Source organism: Sphingomonas citri, assembly GCF_019429485.1.
In the GTDB taxonomy this organism is placed as follows: Bacteria; Pseudomonadota; Alphaproteobacteria; order Sphingomonadales; family Sphingomonadaceae; genus Sphingomonas; species Sphingomonas citri.
In genome coordinates, this window is record NZ_JAHXZN010000003.1 from 151,447 (window position 1) to 176,141 (window position 24,695).

Consider the following 24,695-nt stretch of genomic DNA (forward strand, 5'->3'; position numbering starts at 1 on the left):
GTCAGAAATCCTTGCGCAGCAGCAGCCCGGCATAGCGCCGATCGTCGCGCGGCACGAACCGCACCGTGCCAGCGAACGAGCCGTTGGCGAGGAAGCTGGCATAGGATTGGTCGGTGATGTTCTTGACGTAGGCGCGCAGCTGCCAGCCGTCGCCGGGGCGGATCAGCGCCACGCTGGCGTTCCAGATCGCATAGGCGGGCTGGATCGTGCTCGGGGTCTGGTTGAGCGAATATTGCGTCTTCGAGCTGAAGCTGACGTCGCTCTGCAGCTCCATCGACAGCGAATCGCTCAGCGCGAAGCGATACGCCGCGTTCTCGTACAGCTTGACCCGCGGCGCGAAGGGCAATGGCTGGCCGTTGATGTTGCAGCTGGTCGGCGCGCCGGGCGGGCAGAGGAAGTCGCGCACCGTGGCGTCGGTGAAGGCGCCCGAGAGGTCCACCGTCAGCCCCGCAGTCGGACGCAGCGTCACGTCGGCCTCGACCCCGCGCGACCGCACCGAGCCGGCGTTGATCAGCCGGGTGACCTGCGCGCCGTTGACCACGTCGTTGAAATTGGCCTGATAGCCGTCGAAGGTCGTGGTGTAGGCGGCAAGGCTGTAGCTCAGCGCGCGGTCGGCGGTGCTGCCCTTGAGCCCGATCTCGAACGAGTCGCTCGTCTCGGGGCTGAGCGGCAGCTCGTCCAGCAGCGTCGTCGCGTTGAGCGAGCGCATGTTGAAATAGACGTTGTACGCCGGGCCCTTGTAGCCGCGCGAGTAGGTGAAATAGGTCTGCGCGCGCGCGCCGAGATCGAGCTGGAGCCCGAGCCGGTAGCTGTCGCCGCGCCGGTCGGTGCTGCCGCTGGCGTTGTGATAGGCGCGGATCGCGGGGCGATCGAGCGCGGCCGCGCCGCTGTTGGTCGGGTCGTTGCTCGACGTGCGGACGTGGTAGAAGTCGAGCGTGTCCCAGGTCGAGCGATAGCCAGCGATCGCGCGGAAGGCCGCGCTGAAGTTGACGTTGGCCTCGCCGAACAATGCGTAATTGTGGCTGGTGATCCCGTAATTGGCGACGCCGACGGTGGTGAGCGGCGCGCCCGCGGTCAGCGTGGTGAGCGTGCGCTGGTAGCGCTCGTCGGTCTCGCCGCGCAGGTAATAAGCGCCGACGACATAGTCGATCAGCCCGCCGCGCGGCGAGGTGAGCCGCAGCTCCTGCGAGAATTGCTTGCTGTTCACCGTGCCGTCGTCGAGCCCCTGCGGGAAGGCGGTGCTCAGCCCAGTGAGCCCGTCATAGTCCTGGCGCTGGTGGTTGAGCCACTGGCGCCACGCGGTGATCGAGGTGACCTGATAGTCGCCCAGCCCGAGCTCGGCGGTGAGCGAGCCGCCGTAATTCTCGTCGCGCACGTCGGTGTCGATGTCGGTGGCGTTGGCGCGGTTCGTCGGCGAGGGGGTGATCCCCTGCGCGCCGAGCGCGGCGAGCAGCGGCGCCGAGGTGGTCACCGCGCGGCTGGGGTAAGCGATCTGGCTGGCGGAGGCATAGACCGCCGCGACCGTCTCCTTGGTGTTGAGATAGTCGCCGATCGCGGTGAGCTTGAGCGTCTCGGTCGGCGTCGCGATCAGCTTGGCGCGCACGCCGTAGCGGCGCGAGGCGTTGGTGTCGTTGCCGGTGACGACGTTGCGCGTGTTGCCGTCGAAATCGTCGTAGAGGCCGCCGATCAGCGCGGCGAGTTTGCCCGGGATCAGCGGCCCCGACACGCCCGCCTTGACGCGATATTCCTCGTCGGTGGTGGCGCCGAGCTCGCCGAAGGCGGCGAAGGTCTCGCCGGGGTCGCGCGTGACGATGTTGACCACGCCGGCCGAGGCGTTCTTGCCGAACAAGGTGCCCTGCGGCCCGCGCAGCACCTCGATCCGCTCGACCTCGCCGAGGTCGAGCGTCGCCTGGCCCGGGCGGGTCAGCACCACGCCGTCGAGCACGGTCGAGACCGAGGGTTCGACGCCGGGCGAGGTGGTGATCGTGCCGACGCCGCGGATGAAGATCGTGCGGTCCTTGTTCGACGCCCCGGTGCGGAAGTTGACCGACGGGATCGCGGCGGTGATCGCCTGGACGTTGTTGAGCTGGCGCTCGGCGAGCGAGGCGCCGCTGAGCGCGGTGATCGCGATCGGCACCTGCTGGAGCGACTCGTTGCGGAAGCGCGCGGTGACGACGACGTCGCCGTCGGCGGGGTTGGCGGCAGGGGTTTGTGTCGGCGTCGATGCGACATCCTGCGCCGGCGCGTCGGCCGCCTGCTGCGCGGTCGCGGGGAGCGCGACGGCGAGGCCCGCGGTGGTGGTGAGGAACGCGAACAGACGGCGACGGTGCATGGAAACTCCCCTCTACGATCAATGTGCTTGTAAAAGCCGAGTTCGTCGATGGGGAATAAAGAAGCATATGCGCCGAGCGCACCCGCGCTTTAGTGCTGCCCGCTAGATCCTCCCCGCTCGCGGGGCGGGGGACCGCCGGCCGCAGGCTGGTGGTGGAGGGGGCTCTCCGCGGGCGACTCGCTCAGTTGATCGCGTCTCAGGGGAGCTAGCGCGCCTGCTGTGCGCAGCAAGCGTGGCGCTCGCAGAGACCCCCTCCGTCAGCGCTGCGCGCTGCCACCTCCCCTCGCGGGGAAGGATCTCGCGTTTCGTCCCGTCCGACGATCCGCTACTCCCCGTCCGGCCCCAGCGTCGCGTCGATGTCGCGCGGGCGGACGAAGCGCGTCAGCGTCGCGCCGCCGCGCGCCACCGCCCCCCAGCCATCCACCGCGAAGGTCATCTCGGCCAGCGTGGCGGTCGGATATTTCTCCTCCACCGCGTCGCGCAACCCGCCCGGCGCCTCGGGCACCAGCGCGAGCACCAGCTCCGCCAACCCAGGATTGTGGCCGACCAGCAGCAGCGTCTCCGCGGAGTCGTCCTGCTCGTGCATCACGTCGAGCAGCGTCGCCGTCGAGGCGAGGTACAGCCGCCGGTCCCATTCGGGCGCCAGCGCGCGGCCGAGCCCGCGCTCGAGCTCCTCGATCGTCTCGCGCACGCGCACCGCGGGCGAGGCGATCACGCGGTCGAAGTCGAGCTCCATCGCCTTGATCTCGCGCCCCATCGCCTGCGCGGCGCGGCGGCCCTTGGGGTTGAGCGGGCGATCGAGGTCGCGCGGCACGGCATCGTCCCAGCCCGACTTGGCGTGGCGCAGCAGCGTCAGCGTCTTCATTCGGGCGAACTCCGCTCAGGCGTCGAGGTCGGCCTCATGCCCGATCGGACCCGCGGTGGAAAGCCGCTGCCGCACGCGACTCACCGCCTCGTCGAGCGGCACGCGGGACACGCGCACGCCGGGCGGGAAGGCGTCGAGCAGCCGCGACGGCATCGCCGCCGACAGCAGCACGAACAGGCCCGCGTCGTCGCCGCGCCGGATCAGCCGACCGAACGCCTGCGCCAGCCGCGCGCGCACGATGCGGTCGTCGTACGCGCTGCCGCCCCCGGCGAGCCGGCGCGCGGCGTGGAGCACGGTCGGCTTGGGCCAGGGCACGCCCTCCATCACCACCAGCCGCAGCGACTGGCCGGGCACGTCAACGCCGTCGCGCAGCGCGTCGGTGCCGAGCAGGCTGGCGTGGGGATCGTCGCGGAAGATGTCGACCAGCGTCCCCGTGTCGATCGGGTCGACGTGCTGCGCGTGGAGCGGGAGCCCGGCGCGCGCGAGCCGGTCGGCGACGCGCGCGTGCACCGCGCGCAGTCGGCGGATCGCGGTGAACAGCCCGAGCGCGCCGCCGCCCGCCGCCTCGATCAGCCGCGCGTAGGCGTTGGCGAGCGCGGGCACGTCGCCGCGCTTGACGTCGGTGACGATCACCACCTCGGCGTTGCGCGCGTAATCGAACGGGCTCGGCGCGGTGAAGCGGCCCGGCGCGCGCTGGAGGTGCGGTGCGCCGACGCGCGCCTCGGCGGTCTCCCAGTCGCCCCCCGCGGTCAGCGTCGCGGAGGTGACGAGCGCGCCGTGCGCTGGCTTGAGCACCGTCTCGGCGAAGGGGAGGGTCGGGTCGAGCCAGCGGCGGTGCAGCCCGATGTCGTACTCGCGCCCCTCGCCGCGCTCGACCGCGAGCCAGTCGACGTGGCGCGGGTCGGCCGGGCCGCCGACGCGCGCCAGCAGCGCCAGCCACGCCGCCACGGTCTCGGCGCGCCAGCCGAGCGAGGCGATCGCGCCCTCCACGCGCGCGCGTGCCGGCGCGTCCATCCAGTCGGGCGCGTCGGCGAGCACCGCCTCCAGCCGTTTCCCCAACGCCACCATCGGCCGCACCAGCGAGTCGAGCGCGTGCGCGGCGGGTGCCGCCGCCTCGATCAGCTCGGGGGTCGGTTCGGCGAGCTCGGTCTCGAGCCCGTAGCCCGCGTCGGCGTCCTGCTCGGCGCGTGCGTAGGCGAGCCCGCGCACCGCGGCGAGCAAGGTCTCGATCGCGCCGAACGGCTGTCCCTCGGCGACTCGCTGGAGCCAGCCGTCGGCGGCGAGCGCTCCCGCCGCGGCGACGATCTCGGTGATCGCGCGCGCGCCCTGCTCGTCGTAGCTGGCGAGGTCGGACAGCCGCGCCTGGAGCCCGCGCCGCCGCCCGCGTGCATTGCCCTCGGGGCCGACGATCCAGCGGCGCAGCTCGATCGTCTCCTGTCCGGTCAGCGCGGTGCCGAACATCGCGTCGGCGGCGTCGAACAGATGGTGCCCCTCGTCGAACACGTAGCGAGTCGGCCGGGTCGCGGTCTCGCGCCCGCGCGCGGCGTTGACCATCACCAGCGCATGATTGGCGATGACGAGATCGGCCTCGGCCGAGGCGCGCGCGGCGCGCTCGATGAAGCAGCGGCGGTAATGCGGGCAACCGGCGTAGACGCACTCGCCGCGCCGGTCGGTCAGCGCCGCCGAGCCGTTGCGGCGGAAGAGCGTGACGAGCCAGCCGGGCAGGTCGCCGCCGACCATGTCGCCGTCGTCGCTATAGGCCGCCCAGCGCGCGACCAGATGCGCCAGGATCGCGGCGCGGCCGGCGAAGCCGCCCTGGAGCGCGTCCTCGAGGTTGAGCAGGCAGAGATAGTTCTCGCGTCCCTTGCGCGTCACCACGCGCGCCTTGCGGACCGCGCGATCGGGATGGAGCCGGCGCGTCTCGTGCCCGAGCTGGCGCTGAAGCGCCTTGGTGTAGGTGGAGATCCACACCGCGCCGCCGGCCTGCTCGGCCCACAGGCTGGCGGGGGCGAGATAGCCGAGCGTCTTGCCGATCCCGGTCCCCGCCTCGGCGAGCACCAGATTGGGCATGTCGCGCGTCATGCGCGGCGCGAAGGCGGCTGCTGCGGCGGCGGCATAGGCGCGCTGACCGGTGCGGAGCTCGGCGCCGCCGCCGACGAGAGTCTCGAGCCGGTCGAGCACCGCGGCGTCGTCGAGCGTCACGGGGCGCGGCGTAGGGCGCGGGGCGGCCTCCTGCCACTCGGGCAGGCGCGAGAACAGCCAGCGCTCGTGCTGCGCCGGCTTGGCGATCCGCGGCGCGACGATCGGCGCCCAGGGCCAGCGCGCGCGGGTGAGCGACTGCGCCGCGGTCCAGGCGCCCTCGCGCTCGGGCCAGTCGCCCGCCTGCGTCACCGCAAGCAGCCGCTCGGCGGCCGCGGCGAGGAAAGCGGCGACCTCCTCGTCCCGCGCCGGCGCCTCGAGCCCGGTCACCTGCGCGATCCCGCGCGGGGTCGGCACCGCGAAGCGCGCGGGGTGGAGGAAGGCGAATAGTTCGAGCAGGTCGAGCCCCGACAGCTCGGCATAGCCGAGCCGCTGCGCCACCAGTGGGGCGTTGAGCAGGATCACCGGCGTGTCGGCGGCGAGCCGGATCGCCTCGCCGCGCGACAGCGCGCGCGTCTCACCGCCTCGTGCCACCCACACACCCGAGTGGCTGGCATGAAGCGCAGGGTGCGGCAGCGCGGGAAAGGGCGACGTCACGCTCTCGCTGTGCGCCACGCGGAACAGATCGGCAACCGCAAAGCGCTTAACGATAATGCATCGCAACTGCCGTGCGGACCGATGATCGCGTCTACGCGGGGGTGGATTCCCCCGCCGCAAGCGCCTAAGGCACCCTCCAGTCTAGTCTGTCCTGCTGTCTCGGAGACCGCGCATGAACATCCACGAATATCAGGCCAAGGAGCTGCTCGCGAAGTTCGGCGTGCCGGTGCCCGCGGGCTTCGCCGCGATGAGCGTGGAGGAGGCGGTCGCCGCGTCCAAGAAGCTGCCCGGGCCGCTGTACGTGGTGAAGGCGCAGATCCACGCCGGCGGGCGCGGCAAGGGCAAGTTCAAGGAGCTGCCCGCCGAGGCCAAGGGCGGCGTCCGCCTCGCCAAGACCGAGGACGAGGTGCGCCACGCCGCCACCGAGATGCTCGGCAACACGCTGGTGACGATCCAGACCGGCGACGCCGGCAAGCAGGTCAACCGCCTGTACGTCACCGACGGCGTCGACATCGCCAAGGAATTCTACCTCGCGCTGCTGGTCGACCGTGCCACCGGCCGAGTCGCCTTCGTCGTCTCGACCGAGGGCGGCATGGACATCGAGACCGTCGCGCACGATACGCCCGAGAAGATCCACACCTTCGCGGTCGACCCGGCGACCGGCTTCCAGCCGCACCACGGCCGCGCCGTGGCGAACGCGCTCGGCCTGACCGGCGACCTCGCCAAGCAGGCGCACAGCCTCGCCGCCAAGGTGTACGACGCCTTCCTCGGCACCGACGCCTCGCAGATCGAGATCAACCCGCTCGCGGTCACCGACGACAACAAGCTGATGGTGCTCGACGCCAAGGTCGGCTTCGACGGCAACGCGATGTTCCGCCACAAGGACCTCGCCGAGCTGCGCGACGAGACCGAGGAGGATCCGGCCGAGCTCGAAGCGTCCAAGTACGACCTCGCCTATATCAAGCTCGACGGCGACATCGGCTGCATGGTCAACGGCGCCGGTCTCGCCATGGCGACGATGGACATCATCAAGCTCAACGGCATGTTCCCCGCGAACTTCCTCGACGTCGGCGGCGGCGCGAGCAAGGAGAAGGTGACTGCGGCGTTCAAGATCATCCTCGCCGATCCCGCGGTGAAGGGCATCCTGGTCAACATCTTCGGCGGCATCATGAAGTGCGACATCATCGCCGAGGGCATCGTCGCCGCGGCGAAGGAAGTGAACCTGTCGGTGCCGCTCGTCGTCCGGCTCGAGGGCACGAATGTGGAGAAGGGCAAGGAGATCCTGTCCACTTCCGGCCTCGCGATCGTCCCCGCCAACGACCTGGGCGACGCCGCGCAGAAGATCGTCGCCGAGGTGAAGAAGGTCGCCTGAGGCGTGAGAGGGCGGCGCCCGGTGGCGCCGCCCGCCCCCCATCGTGTCGGACTTGGTCCGGAATGACGTTGAGGAGCGCCTCACCTTCCCTGACCACCCGGGCGGACCCGGGGTCCAGGTGGGAAGGCCCACGTGACGACGCGCCTCGCTCGTTCGACCGAGGACCGCCCACCTGGACTCCGGCGTTCGCCGGGTGGTGACTAGCTATGCCGGGGTGGTCGCTCTCCCTGTTGTGGGGCGATGCAAGAAGCGGGGCCCTGTCACCTCAGCCGCGGCACGACGCGAAAATCGCCCACGCCGGACACCATGTCCGCGCCCCGCGCGTTGACGCCGCGATTGCTGCCGCTACGGCAACCGCGCTTTCCGTACTGAACTTGCGAAAAGCGCGGAAAACCGCCATGTGGAGCCCACACCGGGGCCGCGAACGCTCGCCCCGACCGCAGGATCGGAAGGACGCTGATGAAGGTCTTGGTGCCGGTCAAGCGCGTGCTTGACTATAACGTGAAACCCCGTGTGAAGGCGGACGGCTCGGGGGTCGACCTCGCCAACGTCAAGATGAGCATGAACCCCTTCGACGAGATCGCGGTCGAGGAAGCGATCCGGCTAAAGGAGAAGGGCACCGTCACCGAGATCGTCGCGGTCTCGATCGGCGAGCCCAAGGCGCAGGACACCCTGCGCACCGCGCTGGCGATGGGTGCCGACCGCGCCATCCTCGTCACCAGCGACACCAAGGTGGAGCCGCTCGGCGTCGCCAAGATCCTGGCCAAGATCGTCGAGGAGGAGCAGCCGCAGCTCGTCATCCTCGGCAAGCAGGCGATCGACGACGACAACAACCAGACCGGCCAGATGCTCGCCGCTTTGCTCGGCTGGGGCCAGGCGACCTTCGCCTCCAAGGTCGAGCTGAGCGCCGATGCGGTGACGGTGACGCGCGAGGTCGACGGCGGGCTCGAGACCGATCGCTACAAACTGCCCGCGATCGTGACAACCGACCTGCGCCTCAACGAGCCGCGCTACGCCTCGCTGCCCAACATCATGAAGGCCAAGTCCAAGCCGCTCGCGACCAAGACCGCCGCCGACATCGGCGTCGACGTCGCGCCGCGGCTCACCACGGTGAAGGTGGCCGAGCCGGCCAAGCGCACCGCGGGCGTCAAGGTCGCCGACGTCGACGAGCTGGCGGGCAAGCTCAAGTCGCTCGGCATCGCGAAGTAAGGGAGCGCAGCATGAAGACTCTGGTTTGGGTCGAGCACGACGGCCAGTCCGTCAAGGACGCCACGCTCTCCGCGGTGACCGCGGCCGCCAAGCTCGGCGAGGTCCACCTGCTGGTCGCGGGGCAGGGCGTCGACGACGTCGCGCAGGCGGCGGCCAAGATCGCGGGTGTGGGCAAGGTCCATGTCGCCGACGATGCCGCCTACGCGCACCAGCTCGCCGAGAATGTCGCGCCTTTGGTAGTCGAGCTGATGGGGCACCATGACGCCTTCGTCGCGCCCGCCACCACCACCGGCAAGGCGATCGCGCCGCGCGTCGCGGCTCTGCTCGACGTCATGCAGATCAGCGACGTGCTCTCGGTCGAGGGCGAGGACACGTTCACGCGTCCGATCTACGCGGGCAACGCGATCGCAACGGTGCAGACGCGCGACGCCAAGAAGGTGCTGACGGTGCGCGGCACCGCCTTCGAGAAGGCCGCGGCCGAGGGCGGCAGCGGCACGATCGAGGCGGTCGCGGCGACCGACGACACCGGGCTGGCGACCTTCGAGGGCGCGGAGATCGCGGCGCTGACCCGCCCCGAGCTGACCAGCGCGCGGGTGATCGTCTCAGGCGGTCGCGCGCTCGGCTCGGGCGAGAAGTTTCACGAGCTGATCGAGCCGCTCGCCGACAAGCTCGGCGCCGCGGTGGGCGCGAGCCGTGCCGCGGTCGACGCGGGTTATGTCCCCAACGACTATCAGGTCGGCCAGACCGGCAAGATCGTCGCGCCGGAGGTCTATGTCGCGGTCGGCATCTCGGGTGCGATCCAGCATCTCGCCGGGATGAAGGACTCGAAGGTGATCGTCGCGATCAACAAGGACGAGGACGCGCCGATCTTCCAGGTCGCCGACGTCGGCCTCGTCGGCGACCTGTTCAAGATCGTGCCGGAGCTCACCGAGAAACTGTGAGAGGGTAGATCCTCCCGGGTACGGGGAGGGGGACCAGCCGCAGGCTGGTGGAGGGGGGCGCCCGCGGGCGCTGTGCCTAGTGGAGAGCCCCCTCCACCACGGCGCTGCGCGCGGCGGTCCCCCTCTCCGCCGAGCGGAGGATCGGCGAGGTCTGTCGCCGCCCGACTCACATTGGCCGCCGCTCCGGCGCGGTGTAAGGCGCCGCGATGATCCGGCTCTCCAACCTGCGCCTCCCGTTGCGCCACGACGACGACGCGCTCCCGGCGGCGCTGCACGAGCGGCTCGGCGTCGCCGCCAACGACGTGCTCGGCTGGCAGGTGGCGCGCCGCGGGCACGACGCGCGCGGGCGCGGGCGAATCGCCTTGGTCTATTCGGTCGACGTAGCATTGCGCGACGAGGCAGCGGTGATGGCGCGGCTCGGCGCCGACAAGGACGTCCGCCCGACCCCCGACACCGCCTACCGTGCCCCCGTGCTCGCCCCGAGCGGCGGCGCGCGCCAGCGCCCGGTGGTGATCGGCGCCGGGCCGTGCGGGCTGTTCGCCGCGCTGATCCTGGCACAGGCGGGCTTCCGCCCGATCCTGCTCGAGCGCGGCAAGGTGGTGCGCGAGCGCACCAAGGACACCTGGGGGCTGTGGCGCCGCGGCGTGCTCGTCCCTGAGTCGAACGTGCAATATGGCGAGGGCGGCGCGGGCACCTTCTCCGACGGCAAGCTCTACAGCCGCATCAAGGACCCGCGCCACCTCAACCGCAAGGTGCTGGAGGAGTTCGTCGCCGCCGGCGCCCCGCCCGAGATCCTCACCGAGGCGCACCCGCATATCGGCACCTTCCGGCTGGTGACGATGGTCGAGAGCATGCGCGCCTCGATCGAGGCGCTGGGCGGCGAGTATCGCTTCTCGACGCGGGTCGACGGGCTCCACGTCGAGGCGGACGCGCGCGGCGAGCGCCGCGTGCGCGGGCTGCACCTCCACGACGGTTCGTACCTGGAGGCCGAGCATGTCGTGCTCGCGGTCGGCCACAGTGCGCGCGACACGTTCGGCATGCTGGTCGAGGCGGGGGTGCATGCCGAGGCCAAGCCCTTCTCGCTCGGCGTGCGGATCGAGCATCCGCAGTCGTGGATCGACCGAGCGCGCTTCGGCGACGATGCCGGCCACCCCGCGCTGGGCGCCGCCGAATATCATATCTCGCATCACTGCTCGAACGGCCGCACCGTCTACAGCTTCTGCATGTGCCCGGGCGGCACGGTGGTGGCCGCCACCTCGGAGGAGGGACGCGTCGCCACCAACGGCATGAGCCAATATTCGCGCAACGAGCGCAACGCCAACTCGGGGCTGGTGGTGGCGATCGACCCGGCGCGCGACTATCCCGGCGACCCGCTCGCCGGCATCGCGCTGCAGCGCCACTGGGAGGAGCGCGCCTTCGTCGCGGGGGGCCGCGACTATCGCGCCCCGGCGCAGCGCGTCGGCGACTTCCTCGAGGGCCGCGCCTCGACCGCGCTGGGCAGCGTCATGCCGAGCTATCGGCCGGGCGTGACGCCGACCGACCTCGCCGCCTGCCTGCCCGACTTCGCGGTCGCCGCGATGCGCGAGGCGCTGCCGGTGTTCGGCCGGCAGATCCGCGGCTACGACCACCCCGACGCGGTGATGACGGGGGTGGAGACGCGGACCTCCTCGCCGGTGCGCTTCACCCGCGGCGCCGACTTCCAGAGCCTCAACACCGCCGGGCTCTACCCGGCGGGCGAGGGGGCCGGCTATGCCGGAGGCATCCTCTCGGCGGCGGTCGACGGGATCAAGGTGGCCGAGGCGGTGGCGGTAAGGCTGGCGGCGCAGCCGGGCTGACGGTGGGCGCGCCCCGGCGGAGGCCGGGGCCCAGCTGCAAGACGCTGATGAGGCTCACCTCCGCCTTCCCGACTGGGCCCCGACTTTCGCCGGAGCACATGCGCGCTCCCAGGTCCGACGCCGCGGACTTCAAACCGCCCGCTTCCTCCCCTATCTCGCCGGCATGCTATCGCTCGCCCTGCTGCTCGCGCTCGCCCCCGCTCCCGCCGCCGCAGCGGACCCGCTCGCCGGCACCTGGCGCAACGCGGGCGACAGCGTCCGCATCCGCGTCGCGCCGTGTCGCGGCGAGCCGGGCATGTGCGGGACGGTGGTGGCCGCGAGCGAGAAGGCACGCGCCGACGCGGCGGCCGGCGGCACCGAGCGGCTGATCGGCACCGCTCTGTTCCGCGGCTTCGAGCGCGGCGAGGACGGCCAATATGCCGGTACCGTCTTCGTCCCCGACATCGGCAGCGAGGTCGACGGCACGCTCCACCTGGAGGGTCGCGATACCCTGGTCGCCGAGGGCTGTCTCTTCGCTGGCTTCGGCTGCCGCGAACAGCGCTGGTCCCGCGTGACGGGGAGGTGATCCATCTCTCGGTCGCGCTCGGTCGTTTCTTCGAGGCCCTGTTCTACGCGATCCTCCGGGTGGCGGGGGGCATCGCGGTGAGCGTGATCGGCATCGCGTTGCTCGGCGGCGCGGCGTTCCTGGTGGCGCGGCTGCTGCTCGCGCGCGGGCGCCGCTGATGGGCGCGACTCCCGCCTGGCCGCCGCGCTCGACGCCGCGGCTGTACGTCGAGCCGCCGCTCGCCCCCGGCCCGCGCGCGCTCGCCGGTCCGCAGGCACATTATCTCATCGCGGTGATGCGGTTGCGGGCGGGTGACCCGGTGCGGCTGTTCGACGACGTCACCGGCGAGTGGCTCGCGACCGCGGCGAGCGTCGGCAAACGCGACCTAGTGCTCGACGTCACCGAGCGGTTGGCCGAGCGCGAGCCGGTGCCCGACCTGTGGCTCGCCGCCGCGCCGCTCAAGAAGGGGCGGGTCGACTGGCTCGCCGAGAAGGCGTGCGAGCTCGGCGTGGCGCGGCTGGTGCCGGTGGTCACGCGGCGCACCGTGGTCGACAAGCCCAATGCCGAGCGGCTGCGCGCCCATATGATCGAGGCGGCCGAGCAGTGCGGTCGGACCGCGGTGCCCGAGTTGGCGCCGATGGTGAAGCTGCCCGCGCTGCTGCGCGATTGGCCGGCGGAACGCGCGCTGTTCTTCGCGGACGAGACCGGCGGCGTGCCCGCCGCGGCGGCGATGCGCGCGCACGCGGGGCCGGCGGCGATCCTGATCGGCCCCGAGGGCGGCTTCGACGACGAGGAACGCGCGCTGATCCGCGCACTGCCGCAGGCGGTGGCGATCACGCTCGGCCCGCGCATCCTGCGCGCCGACACCGCCGCGGCCGCGGCGGTAGCGCTGTGGATGGCGGAGGTCGGGGATTGGTGAGGGCCTAGCCGACACGATCGTTCAGGCGATCCGACGTGGCTGGGGCGCAAGGTCGGCTGGTCACCGCTCGACCTACGTCAAGCCGACGTCGATCGGCTCTAGCGCGCCCGTTCATCCGCGCGTAAGCGCGGCGCCATGACGACGAAGACCGTTTCGGATCACAACGCGGCGGTCATCGAATCGCGCGACCAACTGATCGCCCATCTCGCCTCGGGGGAGAAGCCGGCGGCGCGCTGGCGGATCGGCACCGAGCACGAGAAGTTCGTCTACGCGCTCGGCGACCACCACGCGCCCTCCTATGACGAGCCCGCCGGCATCCGCGCGCTGCTCGGCGAGCTGGTCCAGCACGGCTGGCGCCCGGTCGAGGAGGGCGGGAACGTCATCGCGCTCAGCGGCGCCGATGGTAGCGTCAGCCTCGAGCCCGCGGGGCAGTTCGAGCTCTCGGGCGCGCCGCTCGAGAACCTCCACCAGACCTGCGCCGAGACGGGTCGTCACCTCGCCCAGGTCAAAGCCGCGGGTGAGGCGTTGGGGATCGGCTTCCTCGGGCTCGGCATGTGGCCCGACAAGACCCGCGCCGAGCTGCCGATCATGCCCAAGGGCCGCTACGCCATCATGCTGCGCCACATGCCGCGCGTCGGCACGATGGGGCTCGACATGATGCTGCGCACCTGCACGATTCAGGTGAACCTCGACTATGCGTCCGAGGCGGACATGGCGAAGAAGTTCCGCGTCGGGCTGGCGCTGCAGCCGCTCGCCACCGCGCTGTTCGCCAATTCGCCGTTCACCGAGGGCAAGCCCAACGGCTTCCTCTCCTATCGCAGCCATATCTGGTCGGACACCGATCCGGCGCGGACGGGCATGCTGCCCTTCGTGTTCGAGGACGGCTTCGGCTACGAGCGCTATGCCGATTACATGCTCGATGTGCCGATGTACTTCGTCTATCGCGACGGCCGCTACATCGACGCCGCGGGCCTGTCGTTCCGCGACTTCCTGCGCGGCGAGCTGAGCGTGCTGCCGGGCGAGAAGCCGACGCTCGACGACTGGAACGACCATCTCTCCACCGCCTTCCCCGAGGTGCGGCTCAAGACCTTCCTCGAGATGCGCGGCGCCGACGGCGGGCCGTGGAACCGCATCTGCGCGCTGCCGGCGCTGTGGGTCGGGCTGCTCTACGACCAGGGCGCGCTGGACGCCGCCTGGGACCTCGTCAAGGACTGGACGCTCGACGAGCGCCAGACGCTGCGCGACTCGGTGCCGCGGCTGGGGCTCGCCGCGCCGCTGCCGGGCGGGGGCACGCTGCGCGACATCGCGGGCGCGGTGCTCGACATCGCCACGCTGGGCCTGCGCGCCCGCGGCCGCACCAATGCCGCGGGGGACGACGAGACCGGCTTCCTCGAGCCGCTGCGCGAGATCGTCCGCAGCGGCAAGGTGCCCGCCGAGCAGCTGCTCGAGCGCTACCATGGCGCGTGGGGCGGCGACGTGTCGAAGGTCTATGCCGAGGCGAGCTTCTAGGCACCGCCACCGGGACGGCGGTGATCGCCACCCAAAGCGACACACCCGCCCTCCCGCTCTCCCCGTGACTCGCCGCGGCGATGCGCTACACCCGCGCGGGTGCGCGTCCGATCCCGCCTGTTGCTGCCGTTGCTGCTCGCCGCCGCCGCGCCGCCGCTGCCCGAGCCGCGCGCCGCCTGGGCGGGCAGCAGCGCGCTCGCCCCCGACGCCGAGGCGCGCTGGGTCGATTTCGACCTCACCCCCGGCAACCAGATCCGCTTCCGCATGACGCTCGACGGCCGCGACGTCACCGCGGTGCTCGACACAGGGGTGAGCTACTCGGTGCTGGCCAAGCGCTACGCCAGCGCCAACCGGCTGACGGTGCGCGCCGAGGGGCAGGCGACGGTGATCGGCGGCAGCGTCGACGTCGGGCGCGTCGATACTGCGACGCTGGCGCTCGGCGGCCTCACCCGGCGCGGCGGCAGCCTCGCGGTGGCGGAGCTGCCCGCCGCCGCGACCGGCAGCGCCACCCCGGTCGACCTGCTCGTCGGGCGCGACCTCACCGCCGCCTACGCGCTCGACATCGACTATGCCGCGCGGCGCTTCCGCCTGCTGCGCAGCGGGCGCGCGCCCTTCGCCGGGCTGAGCGCACCGCTGGCGATCGCGCCCGACCGGCTGGTCTATGTCAGCGAGGTGGCGCTCGGGCGCGCGCGGCTGCGCCCGATGGTGGTCGATACCGGCGACGGCTCGTCGATCACGCTCGGCGCCGAATCCTGGGCCACGGTGGGTGCGGCGGCGCGCGCGGTGCCGACCACCACCACCGTCTCCTACGGACTGGCGGGGGCGGTGGTGAGCGAGCTCGCGATCGTGCCGCGGCTCCAGGTCGGTCGAGTCGCGGCACGCGACGTCGAGCTGCGCGTCGAGCCCGCCGGGGGCTTCTCCGACACGATCGGGGTGGCGGGGCGGATCGGCTCGGGCTTTCTCCAGCGCTATCGCGTGCTGCTCGATCCGGGCGCGGGGCACATGCTGCTGCGCGCACTGCCCGGTGGCACGGCGGTGACGCGCTCCACCAGCGGGCTGCTGCTCGGGCTGGCGAGTGACCGGCTGAAGGTGCTCCACGTCATGCGCGGCGGCCCCGCCGCCGCGGCGGGCTGGCGCGTCGGCGACACGATCTGCGCGGTCGACGGTGCCGCGGTCGGGCCGGGCTATGCGAGCCAGCCGGTCGCCGGCTGGGCGACGGGGATGCCGGGACGCGCGGTGCGGCTCACGCTGTGCGATGGCGCGGGCGAGCGCGTACTGGTGCTGCGGCGCTTCTACTGAGCGCGGTCCGCCGGCCGCCGTTGCCGCGCAGCCTCACCCCTTCAGCGCGACATAGCCCGACACCGCCAGCGCGATCAGCGCCACCACCTGCACCAAAGTCCAGTCCACCCAGCCGACCGCGTCGGGGTCGGCGCGGCGCGTGCGGCGGTGCGCGCGCCAGCCGGCGAACAGCGCCAGCGCGAACGCCAGCGACGCGATCGCGACGAGCGAGGCTTGCGCATCGCTCACGCGCGCGTCAGCCTGTGCGTCATCGTCCCGGAGGATCGCCGATGCATCGTCTCGCCTGCTCCCTGCTGCTCGCCGCACCGTTGCTCGTCGCGGCCAGCACCCCCAACGTCCCAGCGCCGATCGCCGCCGCGGTCGCCGCGCCGACGCGCACTGCCGCCAACGTCGCGCGCGACCGCTACCGCCACCCGGCGCAGACGCTCGCCTTCTTCGGGGTCAAGCCCGGCGACACGGTGGTGGAAGTGTGGCCGGGCGGCGGCTGGTACACCGAGATCCTCGCCCCGCTGACGGCGCGCGCCGGCGCCTATTACGCCGCCGGCCCGTGGGAGAAGGGCCTCGGCGCGGTGCGGGCGCTACAGGCGAAGGACGCCGCCACCTACGGCAAGGTCAGGCTCGCCGCCTTCCCGGCGGAGGCGGGCCAGCCCGGCGTGCCCGACGGCAGCGCCGACGTGGTGCTGACCTTCCGCAACGTCCACAACTGGCGCTTCGGCGGCGAGGACCGGGCGCGCGCGATGTTCGCGGCGATGTACAGGATGCTCAAGCCGGGCGGCACGCTCGGCGTGGTCGAGCACCGCCTGCCCGAGTCGCGCCCGAGCGCGGCGGAGGAGAAGAGCGGCTATATGAAGCCCAGCTCAGTGATCGGCTTCGCCACCGCGGCGGGGTTCAAGCTGGCGGGCCGTTCCGAGATCAACGCCAACCCCAAGGACAGCGCCGACTGGCCCGAGGGCGTGTGGACGCTGCCGCCGAGCTACGCGCTCAAGGACAAGGACCGCGCGCGCTATGCGGCGATCGGCGAGAGCGACCGCATGACGCTCCGCTTCGTCAAGCCGCGCTGAGGGGGACTCCCTCACCCTGGCGTCATCCTGAGCTCGTCTCAGGATCCACGGGTCCGCGGACCCAGGATCCCGTGGATCCGTGGACGAGTGGGTCCTGAAACGAGTTCAGGATGACGCCTGTGGGGCCGGAGAACGCCCGAGCCGGCACGCGGCGCGTGCGCGTGGTAGGAAGGGGTGGCGATGTCTGCCGGGCGCCGCCTTAGTGGAGGCGACGACGTGTCGGCCCGGACAGTCCTTACCGCCTCCCGACGAGGAACCCGGACGCCGAGCGCTGTCCTACGCTACCCAAGCCCTGATAGACGCGCCGGGTGACGCCTTCCTCGATCCTCGCGTGCCCGCACGCTCCCGCGGCTCAACGTTCGCCCGACACGCGCCAGCGACTCAACATTCGCAACATTCGCGCCGCGGTCCCGTTGCCGCAACGACGCGCTACCGCCCGGCAAACGCCTTCACTCGCCCAGCTTGTCGACCTTGTCGCGCAGCTGCGCCAGCTCGGCCTTGAGCGCGGCGATCTCGCCGTCCTTGCCCGCCGCGGGTGTGGTGCCCCCCGCCGGCGCCGGCGTGGCGCCCGGCTTGAACGCGTTAGCCGCCGCCTCGAACATTTCCAGGTTGCGCTTGGCGATCTCGGCGAAGGGGGAGCCCGCGAACGCACCCTCGACCGCGGTCTTGAACTGCGTCTGGTTGCGGCGGAAGCTCTCCATGGAGGCCTCGAGATAGTCGGGCACCATCGCCTGCATCGAGTCGCCGTACAGCGCGATCAGCTGGCGCAGGAAGTTGACCGGCAGCATGGTCTGGCCGCGGCTCTCCTCCTCCATGATGATCTGGGTGAGGACGTTGTGGGTGATGTCCTCGTCGGTCTTGGCGTCCACCACCTTGAACTCGCGCCCGGCGCGGGTCATCGCGGCGAGATGCTCGAGCGTGATGTAGGACGAACTCTCGGTGTTGTAGAGCCGGCGGTTGGCGTACTTCTTGATGACGACCACGCCGTCGCCCTGCTGTTTCTTCATCGCGCGAGCCCCCATGACCGATAGTCCCTTCGGTACCGCACAAATTTTCGCGCCGCAACACAAGCGCGACGTCCCCCGGCCGCTGCCGCTGTTCCTCGACATGCTGCGCCGCGAGACCGCAGCATCGCCCGCGCGTCGGACGGCGGCGCTGGCCGGGCTGCGGCGCTACCAGGAGGCACCTCGCCCGCGCCGCCGTATGAAGCCGGTACGGTATCGCCGCGGTGCGGCACGGCTGCGCGACGGGGGCGGGGCCGCGGACGCGCCGCCGGTGGTGCTGGTGCCGTCGCTGATCAACCCGCCCTCGGTGCTCGATCTCGCGCGCGGTCGCTCGCTGGTCGACCATCTCGCCGGCGCTGGCCTGCATCCCTGGCTGCTCGACTGGGGGCACCCGCGCGGGGGCGACGCCGCGCTCGACCTCGCCGGCCACGTCACCGAACGACTGCTGCCGCTTCTGGCGCGGCTCGACCGTCCGCCGCTGCTGGTCGGCTACTGCCTCGGCGGCACGCTCGCGCTCGGCGCGGCGGCGCTGCTGGGATCGCGCTGCGCCGGCGTGGCGACGGTGGCGGCGCCGTGGCGCTTCGCCGGCTATGGCGAGCGCGCGCGAGCGGCGATGCGCGCCTCGTGGGAGCAGGCCGAGCCGGCCTGCCGCGCGCTCGGCGTGCTGCCGATGGAGGTGCTCCAGTCGGGCTTCTGGCAGCTCGACCCGGCGCGCACTGTCGCCAAATATGAGGCGCTGGCGACGGCGGACGCGGCGACGCTGGCGCGTTTCGTGCTGCTCGAGGACTGGGCCAACGCGGGCGCGCCGCTCACCTACGCCGCGGGGGCGGAACTGTTCGGCGCGCTGGTGGGCGAGGACTTGCCGGGGGCGGGTGCCTGGCGCGTCGGCGGGCGGGTGGTCACGCCCGGCGACCTGGCCTGCCCGTCGATCGAGTTCGTCTCCCTGAGCGACCGCATCGTGCCCGCGGCGACCGCGGCGGGGCTGGCCGAGCGGCGCGACGTCGGCGCGGGGCACGTCGGGATGATGGTGGGCGGGCGCGCGCGCGCGTTGCTCTACGATCCGCTCGCCGAGTGGCTGCGCGGGGTCGCGGGGTGAGTGCTCCGGCTCGGGCGCCCGCCTCTCAGGCCCAGCGCCGCTCCAGCCGCCGCCCCAGGCCGGTGAGCAGCTCATACTGGCTCATCCCGCTCGCCGCCGCCGTCGCGGGCAGGTCGGGATCGAAGCGCAGCCAGTCGCCCTCACCGATGTCGATCCCCGTGGCGTCGAGCGCGACCAGGTCCATCGAGACTCGCCCGATCACCGGCAGCGGGGCGTCCTCGGCGTAGGCGCGGCCGCGGTCGGAGAGGGCGCGGTGATAGCCGTCGGCATAGCCGAGGTTGGCGATCACCACCGCGGTGTCCGCGGGCGCGCGCCACGTCGCGTTATAGCCCACCGTCTCGCCCGCGCGCACTAGGCGGCGCTGCAACACCTCGGCCGCGACCGTCGCGACCGGGCGCAGCACGGCGCCGAGCGCGGGCACCGGCTCGCCGCCGTAGATCGCGAGGCCCGGCCGGGTGAGGTCGAAATGATAGTCGGCGCCGAGCGCGATGCCCGCCGAGTTGGCCAGGCTCATCCGCTTCGCCGCGGTTCGGCCCGCCAGCGCGGCGAAGCGCGCGCGCTGCACCGCGTTGAGCGGGTGGTCGGGCTCGTCGGCGCAGGCGAGATGGCTCAGCAGCGTGTCGAGCGCGAGCCCGTCGAGCAGCCCGTCGGCGACCTCCTCCGGCGCGACGCCGAGGCGGTTCATCCCCGTGTCGACCATCACGTCGCACGCGCGCCCCGCGCCCGCCTCGCGCCAGCGTCGCACCTGCGCCGCGGTGGAGAGGACGGGGCGGACGCCGGGCAGGTCGGCGTGGGCGAGATCGGCCGCGCGCGCGCCGTGGAGCACCGCGATCCGCGCCGGACCGCCGGCGAGCGCGGGGGCGAGCGCCGCCGCCTCGGCCCAGGTCGCGACGTAGAAGTCTCGACAGCCCGCCTCGGTGAGCCGCGTCGCCACCGCGACCGCACCCAGGCCATAGCCGTCGGCCTTCACCGCGGCGCCGCACGCCGCCGCGCCGCTCAGCCGCGCGAGCGCGCGCCAGTTGGCGGTGAGTGCGGCGGCGGAACAGTCGAGGCGGTGCGGGGCGTCGGTCATCGCGCCTGCGCCTAGCGCGCTCCGACGCGCGGCGCCACCGCGCGGGGCTTTACCCGGTCCGGCGCGGAGGGCAGGACGGGGGCGATGAACGTCCTGATCCTCTACGGCTCGTATCGCGCCGATCGCACCGGCATCCGGCTGGCGCGCTATCTCGTCGACCGGTTCGCCGCGCGCGGCGACGCACCGACGTTGGTGGACGCCAAGGAGGTCGGGTTGCCGCTGCTCGATCGGATGTACAAGGAATATCCCGCGGGCGAGGCGCCGGCGGCGATGGAGCGGCTGGCGGGCCAGATACGCGACGCCGACGCCTTCGTGTTCGTGACCGGGGAGTATAACTGGGGTCCGCAGCCGGGATTGAAGAACCTCACCGACCATTATCTCGAGGAATGGTTCTGGCGCCCTGCCGCGGTGGCGAGCTACTCGGCCGGCCGGCTCGGCGGCGCGCGCAGCAACAGCGCGTGGCACGCGATCCTGCCCGAGATGGGGATGCCGGTGATCTCGAGCACGCTGGTGGTCGGCCCTATCACGCAGACGCTCGACGCGGAGGCTCGGCCGACCGGCGGCGCGGGTGAGTCGCTCGAGCGCCAGTTCGGCCGCTTCGCCGACGATCTCGCCTGGTGGGCGGAGGCGGCGAAGGCTAAGCGCGGACGGATCGCGCCGCCGTATTGAGCCGTCACGCGGCGGACGCGTCCCACCCTGCCATCAGCGCCTCGCCCACCGCGGGGCGCAGCGTGAAGATGCCGCTGTCGTGATGCCGCGTCGGGTGAACGCGGTTGGTCAGCAGCGTCCAGGCGAGCCCGCGCGCGTGGTCGATCCACAGGCCGGTTCCGGTGAAGCCGGTGTGGCCGATCGTCCCCGCCGAGCAGGCCTGGCCGCCCGACCAGCCGTCGTGCCGTACTTCCCAGCCGTGGGTGCGCACTCCCGCGACCGGGGTGCGCATCGCGTCGAGCGCCGCGGGCGAGTCCTGGCTGCCGTCGAGCAGCGCCTGCGCCGCGTCGAGCACGCCGTCGACCGTCCCGAACAGCCCGGCATGGCCGGTGCGTCCGCCCATGGCGAAGCAGTTCTCGTCATGGACCTCGCCCTGCAGCACGCGCCCGCGCCACGTACAGGCCTCGGTCGCCACCGGCGGGCCAGGGGGCGGCGACCAGGCCAGCCCGTCGCTTCCCAGCGGCAGCTGGTCCAGCCCCGCGCCGGTCAGCCGCTCGAGCGCGATGCCGAGCAGGATAAAATTGATGTCGGAATAGACCGGAGGGCCGTGGCGCCACGCGCGCTGGAGGACGAAGGCACGCAGCCGCGCCGGGTCGTCGCCATAGGTGTAGATCGGCTCTACCGCCGGCAGGAACGTGCGGTGCGCGAGACAGTCGCGGAACGTGATCCGCCGCTCCGCCGCGCCGGCGACGTCATATTGGCGCAGGTCGGGGATGGCGTCGGTGAGGGGGCGATCGAGGTCGATCCGCCCCGCGTCGGCGAGGCGGAGCACGTGGCGGGTGGTGGCGAGCACCTTGCTGACCGAGGCGAGGTCGAACCAATGCGCGCGCGTCAGTGGCTCGGGATCGGGTACCCGCTGCGCCCACCCGGCCCAGCGGACCGCGCGGGCGCCGTCGCGGGTCACCGCCCCGAGCGCGGCGCCGGGCATCCTGCCCGACTTGACCGCCGCCACGGCGGGAGCGAAGCCGGCCTCGACCGCGCGCGCGATCACGCCCCGCCCATGTCGTCGGCGCGCGGGCGCAATCGCGCCAGCCACGGCAGGAAGGGCAGCGCCGCCAGGCTCAGCGCGCCCGAGAGCAGGAAGAATCCGTCATAGCCGATCGCGCCCACCATCGTGCCGCCCGCGCCCGCCAGCAGCCGCGGCAGCAGGAAGGCGAAGCCGGTGAGAAAGGCATATTGCGCGCCCGGGAAGCGCGGGTTCACCAGCAGCGAGAGATAGACGACGAACACCGCCCCCGCCATGCCGTTGCCGAACTGGTCCGCCGCGGTGGAGAGGTACAGCACCGCCTCGCCGACCGGCTGGTGCGCGAGCCAGACGAAGCCGAGATTGCCGACCCCCGCCACCACCGCTCCCACGGCGAGCGCCAGCGGCATCGGCGCGCGCGTCACCAGCCAGCCGCCGGCACCGACGCCGGCGACGCTGGCGGCGAGCGCGACCAGGCTGTCGGCGCGACCGATCTGGCTCAGGCTATAGCCCAGCCCCTTGATCATCGGCTTGGCGAGGTTGAGCGCGAGCACGTCGCCCATGCGGTAGATCGAGACGAACGCCATTAGCCCGATCGCAGCGCCCCCGAAGCGCCAGAAGAAATCGACGTAGGGGCCGAGCGCGGCGGAGCGGCGCAGCCGTGACTCTGGTGTCGCGCGGCGAATCCGCGGCAGCGCGGCCGCCATCGCGACGAACGGCAGGAGGCAGAGCGCCAGCACATAGGGCGTGACGTTGCTCGCACCGCTCAGCCCCGCGCTGGCGGCGAGCGCCAGCGCGAGTCGGCCCAGCACGGCGGTGGCGATCGCGACCGCGCCGAGGATCACCGCTGCGGCGGCGAGCCCCGCTGCCAGCGCGGCCCAGCGGCCGCCGCGCGCCTCGCGTCCCGGCTGCGCCGCCCCGGCGACGAGCAGCGGGAAGGGCAGGAATGCCGCCGCGGCGATCGCGAGATAGGCGGCGGTCCAGCCGGCGGCGTCGGCGATCAGCAGCGCGCCCGAGCCCGCGGCCACCATCGCGCCGCGATAGCCCCACAGGTTGGCGGCGACGATGGGCCCCTGCTGGTCCTGCGTCGGGTAGAGCTCGATGCGCCAGGCGTCGGCGGCGATCTCCAGCGTCGTCGTCCAGAAGGCGAGCAGCACCGCGAACAGCGCGGTGAGCGGCAGGCTGGTGTCCGCGGCGGTGAACGCCATCGCCGCCGTGGACGCGGTGATGCCGAGCTGCGCCAGCATGATCCAGCCGCGCCTCTTGCCCCAGAAGTGCGCGAAGCCGGGCACGTCGTAGCGGTCGAGCAGCGGTGCCCAGACGAACTTGAAGGTCGGCAGCAGCTGCACCCAGGCGAAGAAGCCGATCACCGCGAGCGCGACGCCGTGCGCCTGCAGCCGCAGCGCGAGCACGGTGGAGAAGAGATAGAAGGGCAGCCCCGCGGCGAAGCCGAGCAGCGCGTACAGCGGCATGCCATGCGGCACGGTCGCCGGCGCCGAGGCGGCGGGCTGGGGAAGGTCGAGCACGGCCGCGGCGTCGGTCATCGATGCTCCGCTGGAGACGAGCGGATGAGCCTCCGCCGCCCCGGCGCGTGCGTCAAGCCGCCGGCGACCGGCAAGCGGCGGGACGCGGCGCCGGGCGGACGATCAGTGCGCCAGCAGCTGGTCCAGCTCGCGCGACAATGCCTCGAAACGGTAGGGCTTGGCGAGAAAGCGGCCGTCGTCGGGGATCGCGGCGCCGGTCGGGCGGGTGTCGCCCGAGGTCAGCAGGATGCGGATCGCCGGCCAGCGGCGGTGCACCTCGCCGGCGAGCTGGAGCCCGTCCATCGATCCGGGCATGCGGATATCGGTGAACAGCACCTGGACGTCGTCACTGCGCTCGAGCCGCGCCAGCGCCTCGTCGGCATCGCCCGCCTCGATCACGCGATAGCCTGCCTCGGACAGCGCGTCGGCGCCGATCATGCGGACGAACAGCTCATCCTCGACGAGGAGGACGGTGGTGCCGCATGCCTGACCCATTAGCTGATCTACCCTGGTGATCTATCGGATTAACCCTTCCGACACACGGGGCGTTCCGCAGCAACCTCCTAACCTAGGTAGAAGCTGGCGCTCAGCCTCGCCCGCGCAGCCGCGCCAGCACCGCAAGACCCAGCCCGGCGCCGACCGCGGTGGCGGCGGCGAACTTGTGGCGGCCGGCGGCGTCGTACAGGCTGACCGAGCGGCCATGCTGGTCGTGCGAGCGCTCGCGCCCGCCGTCGAACGGCGCCGCGAGATTGTCGCGCCGCGTCGGCGCGCGCGTGCGGTCCTGGATCATCGGCAGCAGCTTGTGGCCGAGCTTGTCGAGCAGCGGCGGGAAATGCTCCGCCACCAGCACCTGGAGCCGGCCGGTGCCGCCGACCGTGATGTCGCGCTTGGGATGCTGTGCCGCCTCGAGGATCGCCTCGGCGACCAGCTCGGGGGCGTAGACCGGCGGCGGCAGCAGCGCGGCGCCGTCGAGATGGTTGGCGGCGTGCTCGGCGATCGGCGTGTCGATCCCCGAGGGCTTCACCAGCGTCACCGAGATCGGCAGGCGATCGCCCTCGATCTCGATGCGAAGCGAGTCGACATAGCCTTTCACCGCGTGTTTGCTCGCGGCATAGGCGCCCATGCCCGCGGTCGGGATGTCCGACACGATCGAGCCGACCGTGATCAACGCGCCGCCCTCGCGCTGGAGCTGCTCCACCGCGGTGAGGCAGCCGTGCACTGCGCCGAGATAATTGGTGCGCATCAGCCGCTCGTGCTCGTCCATCGGGGTGTCGACCAGCTTGGCATAGATCGCGACCCCCGCGGCGTTGACCCAGGTATCGATGCGGCCGAAGCGCTCGACCGCCTTCGCGGCGGCGCGCTGGACGTCGCGCAGGTCGCCGACGTCGGCGGTGGCGAACGCGGCCTGTCCGCCCGCCTCCTCGATCTCGCGCGCGATCGTCGCCAGCGCGTCGCTGTCGCGCGCGACCAGCACCACCTTGGCGCCGCGCTTCGCCGCCGTGCGCGCGGTGACCAGCCCGATGCCGGAGCTGGCGCCGGTGATCAGGATGACCTGCTGGTCGATCGGCTTGAGCTGCGGCGGCATCGGTCATCCTCTCGTGATTGCGCCGGAAGGTAACCATCGCGGGCAGCGATGGGTTCATCGCGGCGCGCCGCCGCCGTGCGGAGTCATTAACCAGCGGGAAAGCCAACGTAGATCAGACACA

22 protein-coding genes are annotated in these 24,695 nt (G+C 72.3%); 12 read left to right on the top strand and 10 right to left on the bottom strand.

The window, feature by feature from the left end:
* Position 1: 1 nt before the first annotated feature.
* The 3 genes from KZ820_RS11165 to KZ820_RS11175 all read right to left on the bottom strand — a co-directional run bounded on the left by KZ820_RS11165 (position 2) and on the right by KZ820_RS11175 (position 5,933).
* Complete coding sequence (locus KZ820_RS11165) at positions 2 to 2,332, bottom strand: TonB-dependent receptor (protein ID WP_219748701.1); 2,331 nt, start codon at positions 2,330 to 2,332, stop codon at positions 2 to 4.
* A 325-nt stretch (positions 2,333 to 2,657) separates the two neighbouring features.
* Positions 2,658 to 3,197, bottom strand: coding sequence for a SixA phosphatase family protein (locus KZ820_RS11170; RefSeq protein ID WP_219748702.1), 540 nt, complete (start codon positions 3,195 to 3,197; stop codon positions 2,658 to 2,660).
* A 15-nt stretch (positions 3,198 to 3,212) separates the two neighbouring features.
* Positions 3,213 to 5,933, bottom strand: coding sequence for an ATP-dependent DNA helicase (locus KZ820_RS11175; RefSeq protein ID WP_219748703.1), 2,721 nt, complete (start codon positions 5,931 to 5,933; stop codon positions 3,213 to 3,215).
* 172 nt (positions 5,934 to 6,105) lie between these two features.
* Here KZ820_RS11175 and sucC point away from each other — a divergent pair, with 172 nt between their 5' ends.
* The 9 genes from sucC (at position 6,106) to KZ820_RS11220 (ending at position 15,561) form a co-directional block, all read left to right on the top strand.
* Entirely contained in the window at positions 6,106 to 7,305 is a 1,200-nt protein-coding gene (sucC, locus tag KZ820_RS11180) for an ADP-forming succinate--CoA ligase subunit beta (protein ID WP_219748704.1), read from the top strand.
* 459 nt (positions 7,306 to 7,764) lie between these two features.
* Positions 7,765 to 8,514: an electron transfer flavoprotein subunit beta/FixA family protein gene (locus KZ820_RS11185; protein WP_219748705.1), complete on the top strand. Its 750-nt coding sequence runs from the start codon at positions 7,765 to 7,767 to the stop codon at positions 8,512 to 8,514.
* A gap of 11 nt (positions 8,515 to 8,525) precedes the next feature.
* Complete coding sequence (locus tag KZ820_RS11190) at positions 8,526 to 9,455, top strand: electron transfer flavoprotein subunit alpha/FixB family protein (protein WP_219748706.1); 930 nt, start codon at positions 8,526 to 8,528, stop codon at positions 9,453 to 9,455.
* Between the two features lie 206 nt (positions 9,456 to 9,661).
* A complete protein-coding gene (locus KZ820_RS11195) occupies positions 9,662 to 11,290 on the top strand; it encodes an NAD(P)/FAD-dependent oxidoreductase (protein WP_219748707.1) in 1,629 nt (542 codons plus the stop codon).
* Positions 11,291 to 11,453: 163 nt separating this feature from the next.
* Positions 11,454 to 11,855: a DUF2147 domain-containing protein gene (locus tag KZ820_RS11200; RefSeq protein ID WP_219748708.1), complete on the top strand. Its 402-nt coding sequence runs from the start codon at positions 11,454 to 11,456 to the stop codon at positions 11,853 to 11,855.
* A complete protein-coding gene (locus KZ820_RS11205) occupies positions 11,852 to 12,013 on the top strand; it encodes a hypothetical protein (protein ID WP_219748709.1) in 162 nt (53 codons plus the stop codon). Before KZ820_RS11200 ends, KZ820_RS11205 begins: the two co-directional genes overlap by 4 nt.
* Positions 12,013 to 12,753, top strand: a complete 741-nt coding sequence (locus KZ820_RS11210) for a 16S rRNA (uracil(1498)-N(3))-methyltransferase (protein WP_219748710.1) — start codon at positions 12,013 to 12,015, stop codon at positions 12,751 to 12,753. Before KZ820_RS11205 ends, KZ820_RS11210 begins: the two co-directional genes overlap by 1 nt.
* Before the next feature lie 135 nt (positions 12,754 to 12,888).
* Complete coding sequence (locus KZ820_RS11215) at positions 12,889 to 14,262, top strand: glutamate--cysteine ligase (protein ID WP_219748711.1); 1,374 nt, start codon at positions 12,889 to 12,891, stop codon at positions 14,260 to 14,262.
* A gap of 120 nt (positions 14,263 to 14,382) precedes the next feature.
* Complete coding sequence (locus KZ820_RS11220; RefSeq protein ID WP_258048093.1) at positions 14,383 to 15,561, top strand: aspartyl protease family protein; 1,179 nt, start codon at positions 14,383 to 14,385, stop codon at positions 15,559 to 15,561.
* 33 nt (positions 15,562 to 15,594) lie between these two features.
* On the opposite strand, the gene KZ820_RS11225 is transcribed toward KZ820_RS11220, so the two are convergent.
* Positions 15,595 to 15,789, bottom strand: a complete 195-nt coding sequence (locus tag KZ820_RS11225; RefSeq protein ID WP_219748928.1) for a hypothetical protein — start codon at positions 15,787 to 15,789, stop codon at positions 15,595 to 15,597.
* A gap of 41 nt (positions 15,790 to 15,830) precedes the next feature.
* Between KZ820_RS11225 and KZ820_RS11230 the strand changes: the two genes are divergently transcribed.
* Complete coding sequence (locus KZ820_RS11230) at positions 15,831 to 16,622, top strand: class I SAM-dependent methyltransferase (RefSeq protein ID WP_219748712.1); 792 nt, start codon at positions 15,831 to 15,833, stop codon at positions 16,620 to 16,622.
* A gap of 449 nt (positions 16,623 to 17,071) precedes the next feature.
* Here KZ820_RS11230 and phaR read toward each other — a convergent pair whose 3' ends face one another.
* A complete protein-coding gene (gene phaR / locus KZ820_RS11235; protein WP_219748713.1) occupies positions 17,072 to 17,629 on the bottom strand; it encodes a polyhydroxyalkanoate synthesis repressor PhaR in 558 nt (185 codons plus the stop codon).
* 13 nt (positions 17,630 to 17,642) lie between these two features.
* Between phaR and KZ820_RS11240 the strand changes: the two genes are divergently transcribed.
* The gene (locus KZ820_RS11240; RefSeq protein WP_258048094.1) at positions 17,643 to 18,722 is read left to right on the top strand and encodes a polyhydroxyalkanoate synthase family protein; all 1,080 of its coding nucleotides are present in this window, start codon (positions 17,643 to 17,645) and stop codon (positions 18,720 to 18,722) included.
* 25 nt (positions 18,723 to 18,747) lie between these two features.
* Here the strand turns inward: KZ820_RS11240 and alr are convergent, their stop codons facing one another.
* The gene (gene alr / locus KZ820_RS11245) at positions 18,748 to 19,794 is read right to left on the bottom strand and encodes an alanine racemase (protein WP_219748714.1); all 1,047 of its coding nucleotides are present in this window, start codon (positions 19,792 to 19,794) and stop codon (positions 18,748 to 18,750) included.
* Positions 19,795 to 19,878: 84 nt separating this feature from the next.
* Here alr and KZ820_RS11250 point away from each other — a divergent pair, with 84 nt between their 5' ends.
* On the top strand, positions 19,879 to 20,463 hold the full coding sequence (locus tag KZ820_RS11250) for an NADPH-dependent FMN reductase (protein ID WP_219748715.1): 585 nt from the start codon (positions 19,879 to 19,881) through the stop codon (positions 20,461 to 20,463).
* Between the two features lie 4 nt (positions 20,464 to 20,467).
* On the opposite strand, the gene KZ820_RS11255 is transcribed toward KZ820_RS11250, so the two are convergent.
* The 4 genes from KZ820_RS11255 to KZ820_RS11270 all read right to left on the bottom strand — a co-directional run bounded on the left by KZ820_RS11255 (position 20,468) and on the right by KZ820_RS11270 (position 24,574).
* Positions 20,468 to 21,493, bottom strand: coding sequence for a serine hydrolase domain-containing protein (locus KZ820_RS11255; protein WP_308462201.1), 1,026 nt, complete (start codon positions 21,491 to 21,493; stop codon positions 20,468 to 20,470).
* Positions 21,490 to 23,010: an MFS transporter gene (locus KZ820_RS11260; protein WP_258048095.1), complete on the bottom strand. Its 1,521-nt coding sequence runs from the start codon at positions 23,008 to 23,010 to the stop codon at positions 21,490 to 21,492. The genes KZ820_RS11255 and KZ820_RS11260 overlap by 4 nt, the downstream gene beginning before the upstream one ends.
* Before the next feature lie 102 nt (positions 23,011 to 23,112).
* Positions 23,113 to 23,484, bottom strand: coding sequence for a response regulator (locus tag KZ820_RS11265; RefSeq protein ID WP_219748716.1), 372 nt, complete (start codon positions 23,482 to 23,484; stop codon positions 23,113 to 23,115).
* 91 nt (positions 23,485 to 23,575) lie between these two features.
* A complete protein-coding gene (locus KZ820_RS11270) occupies positions 23,576 to 24,574 on the bottom strand; it encodes an SDR family oxidoreductase (protein WP_219748717.1) in 999 nt (332 codons plus the stop codon).
* Positions 24,575 to 24,695: the final 121 nt, after the last annotated feature.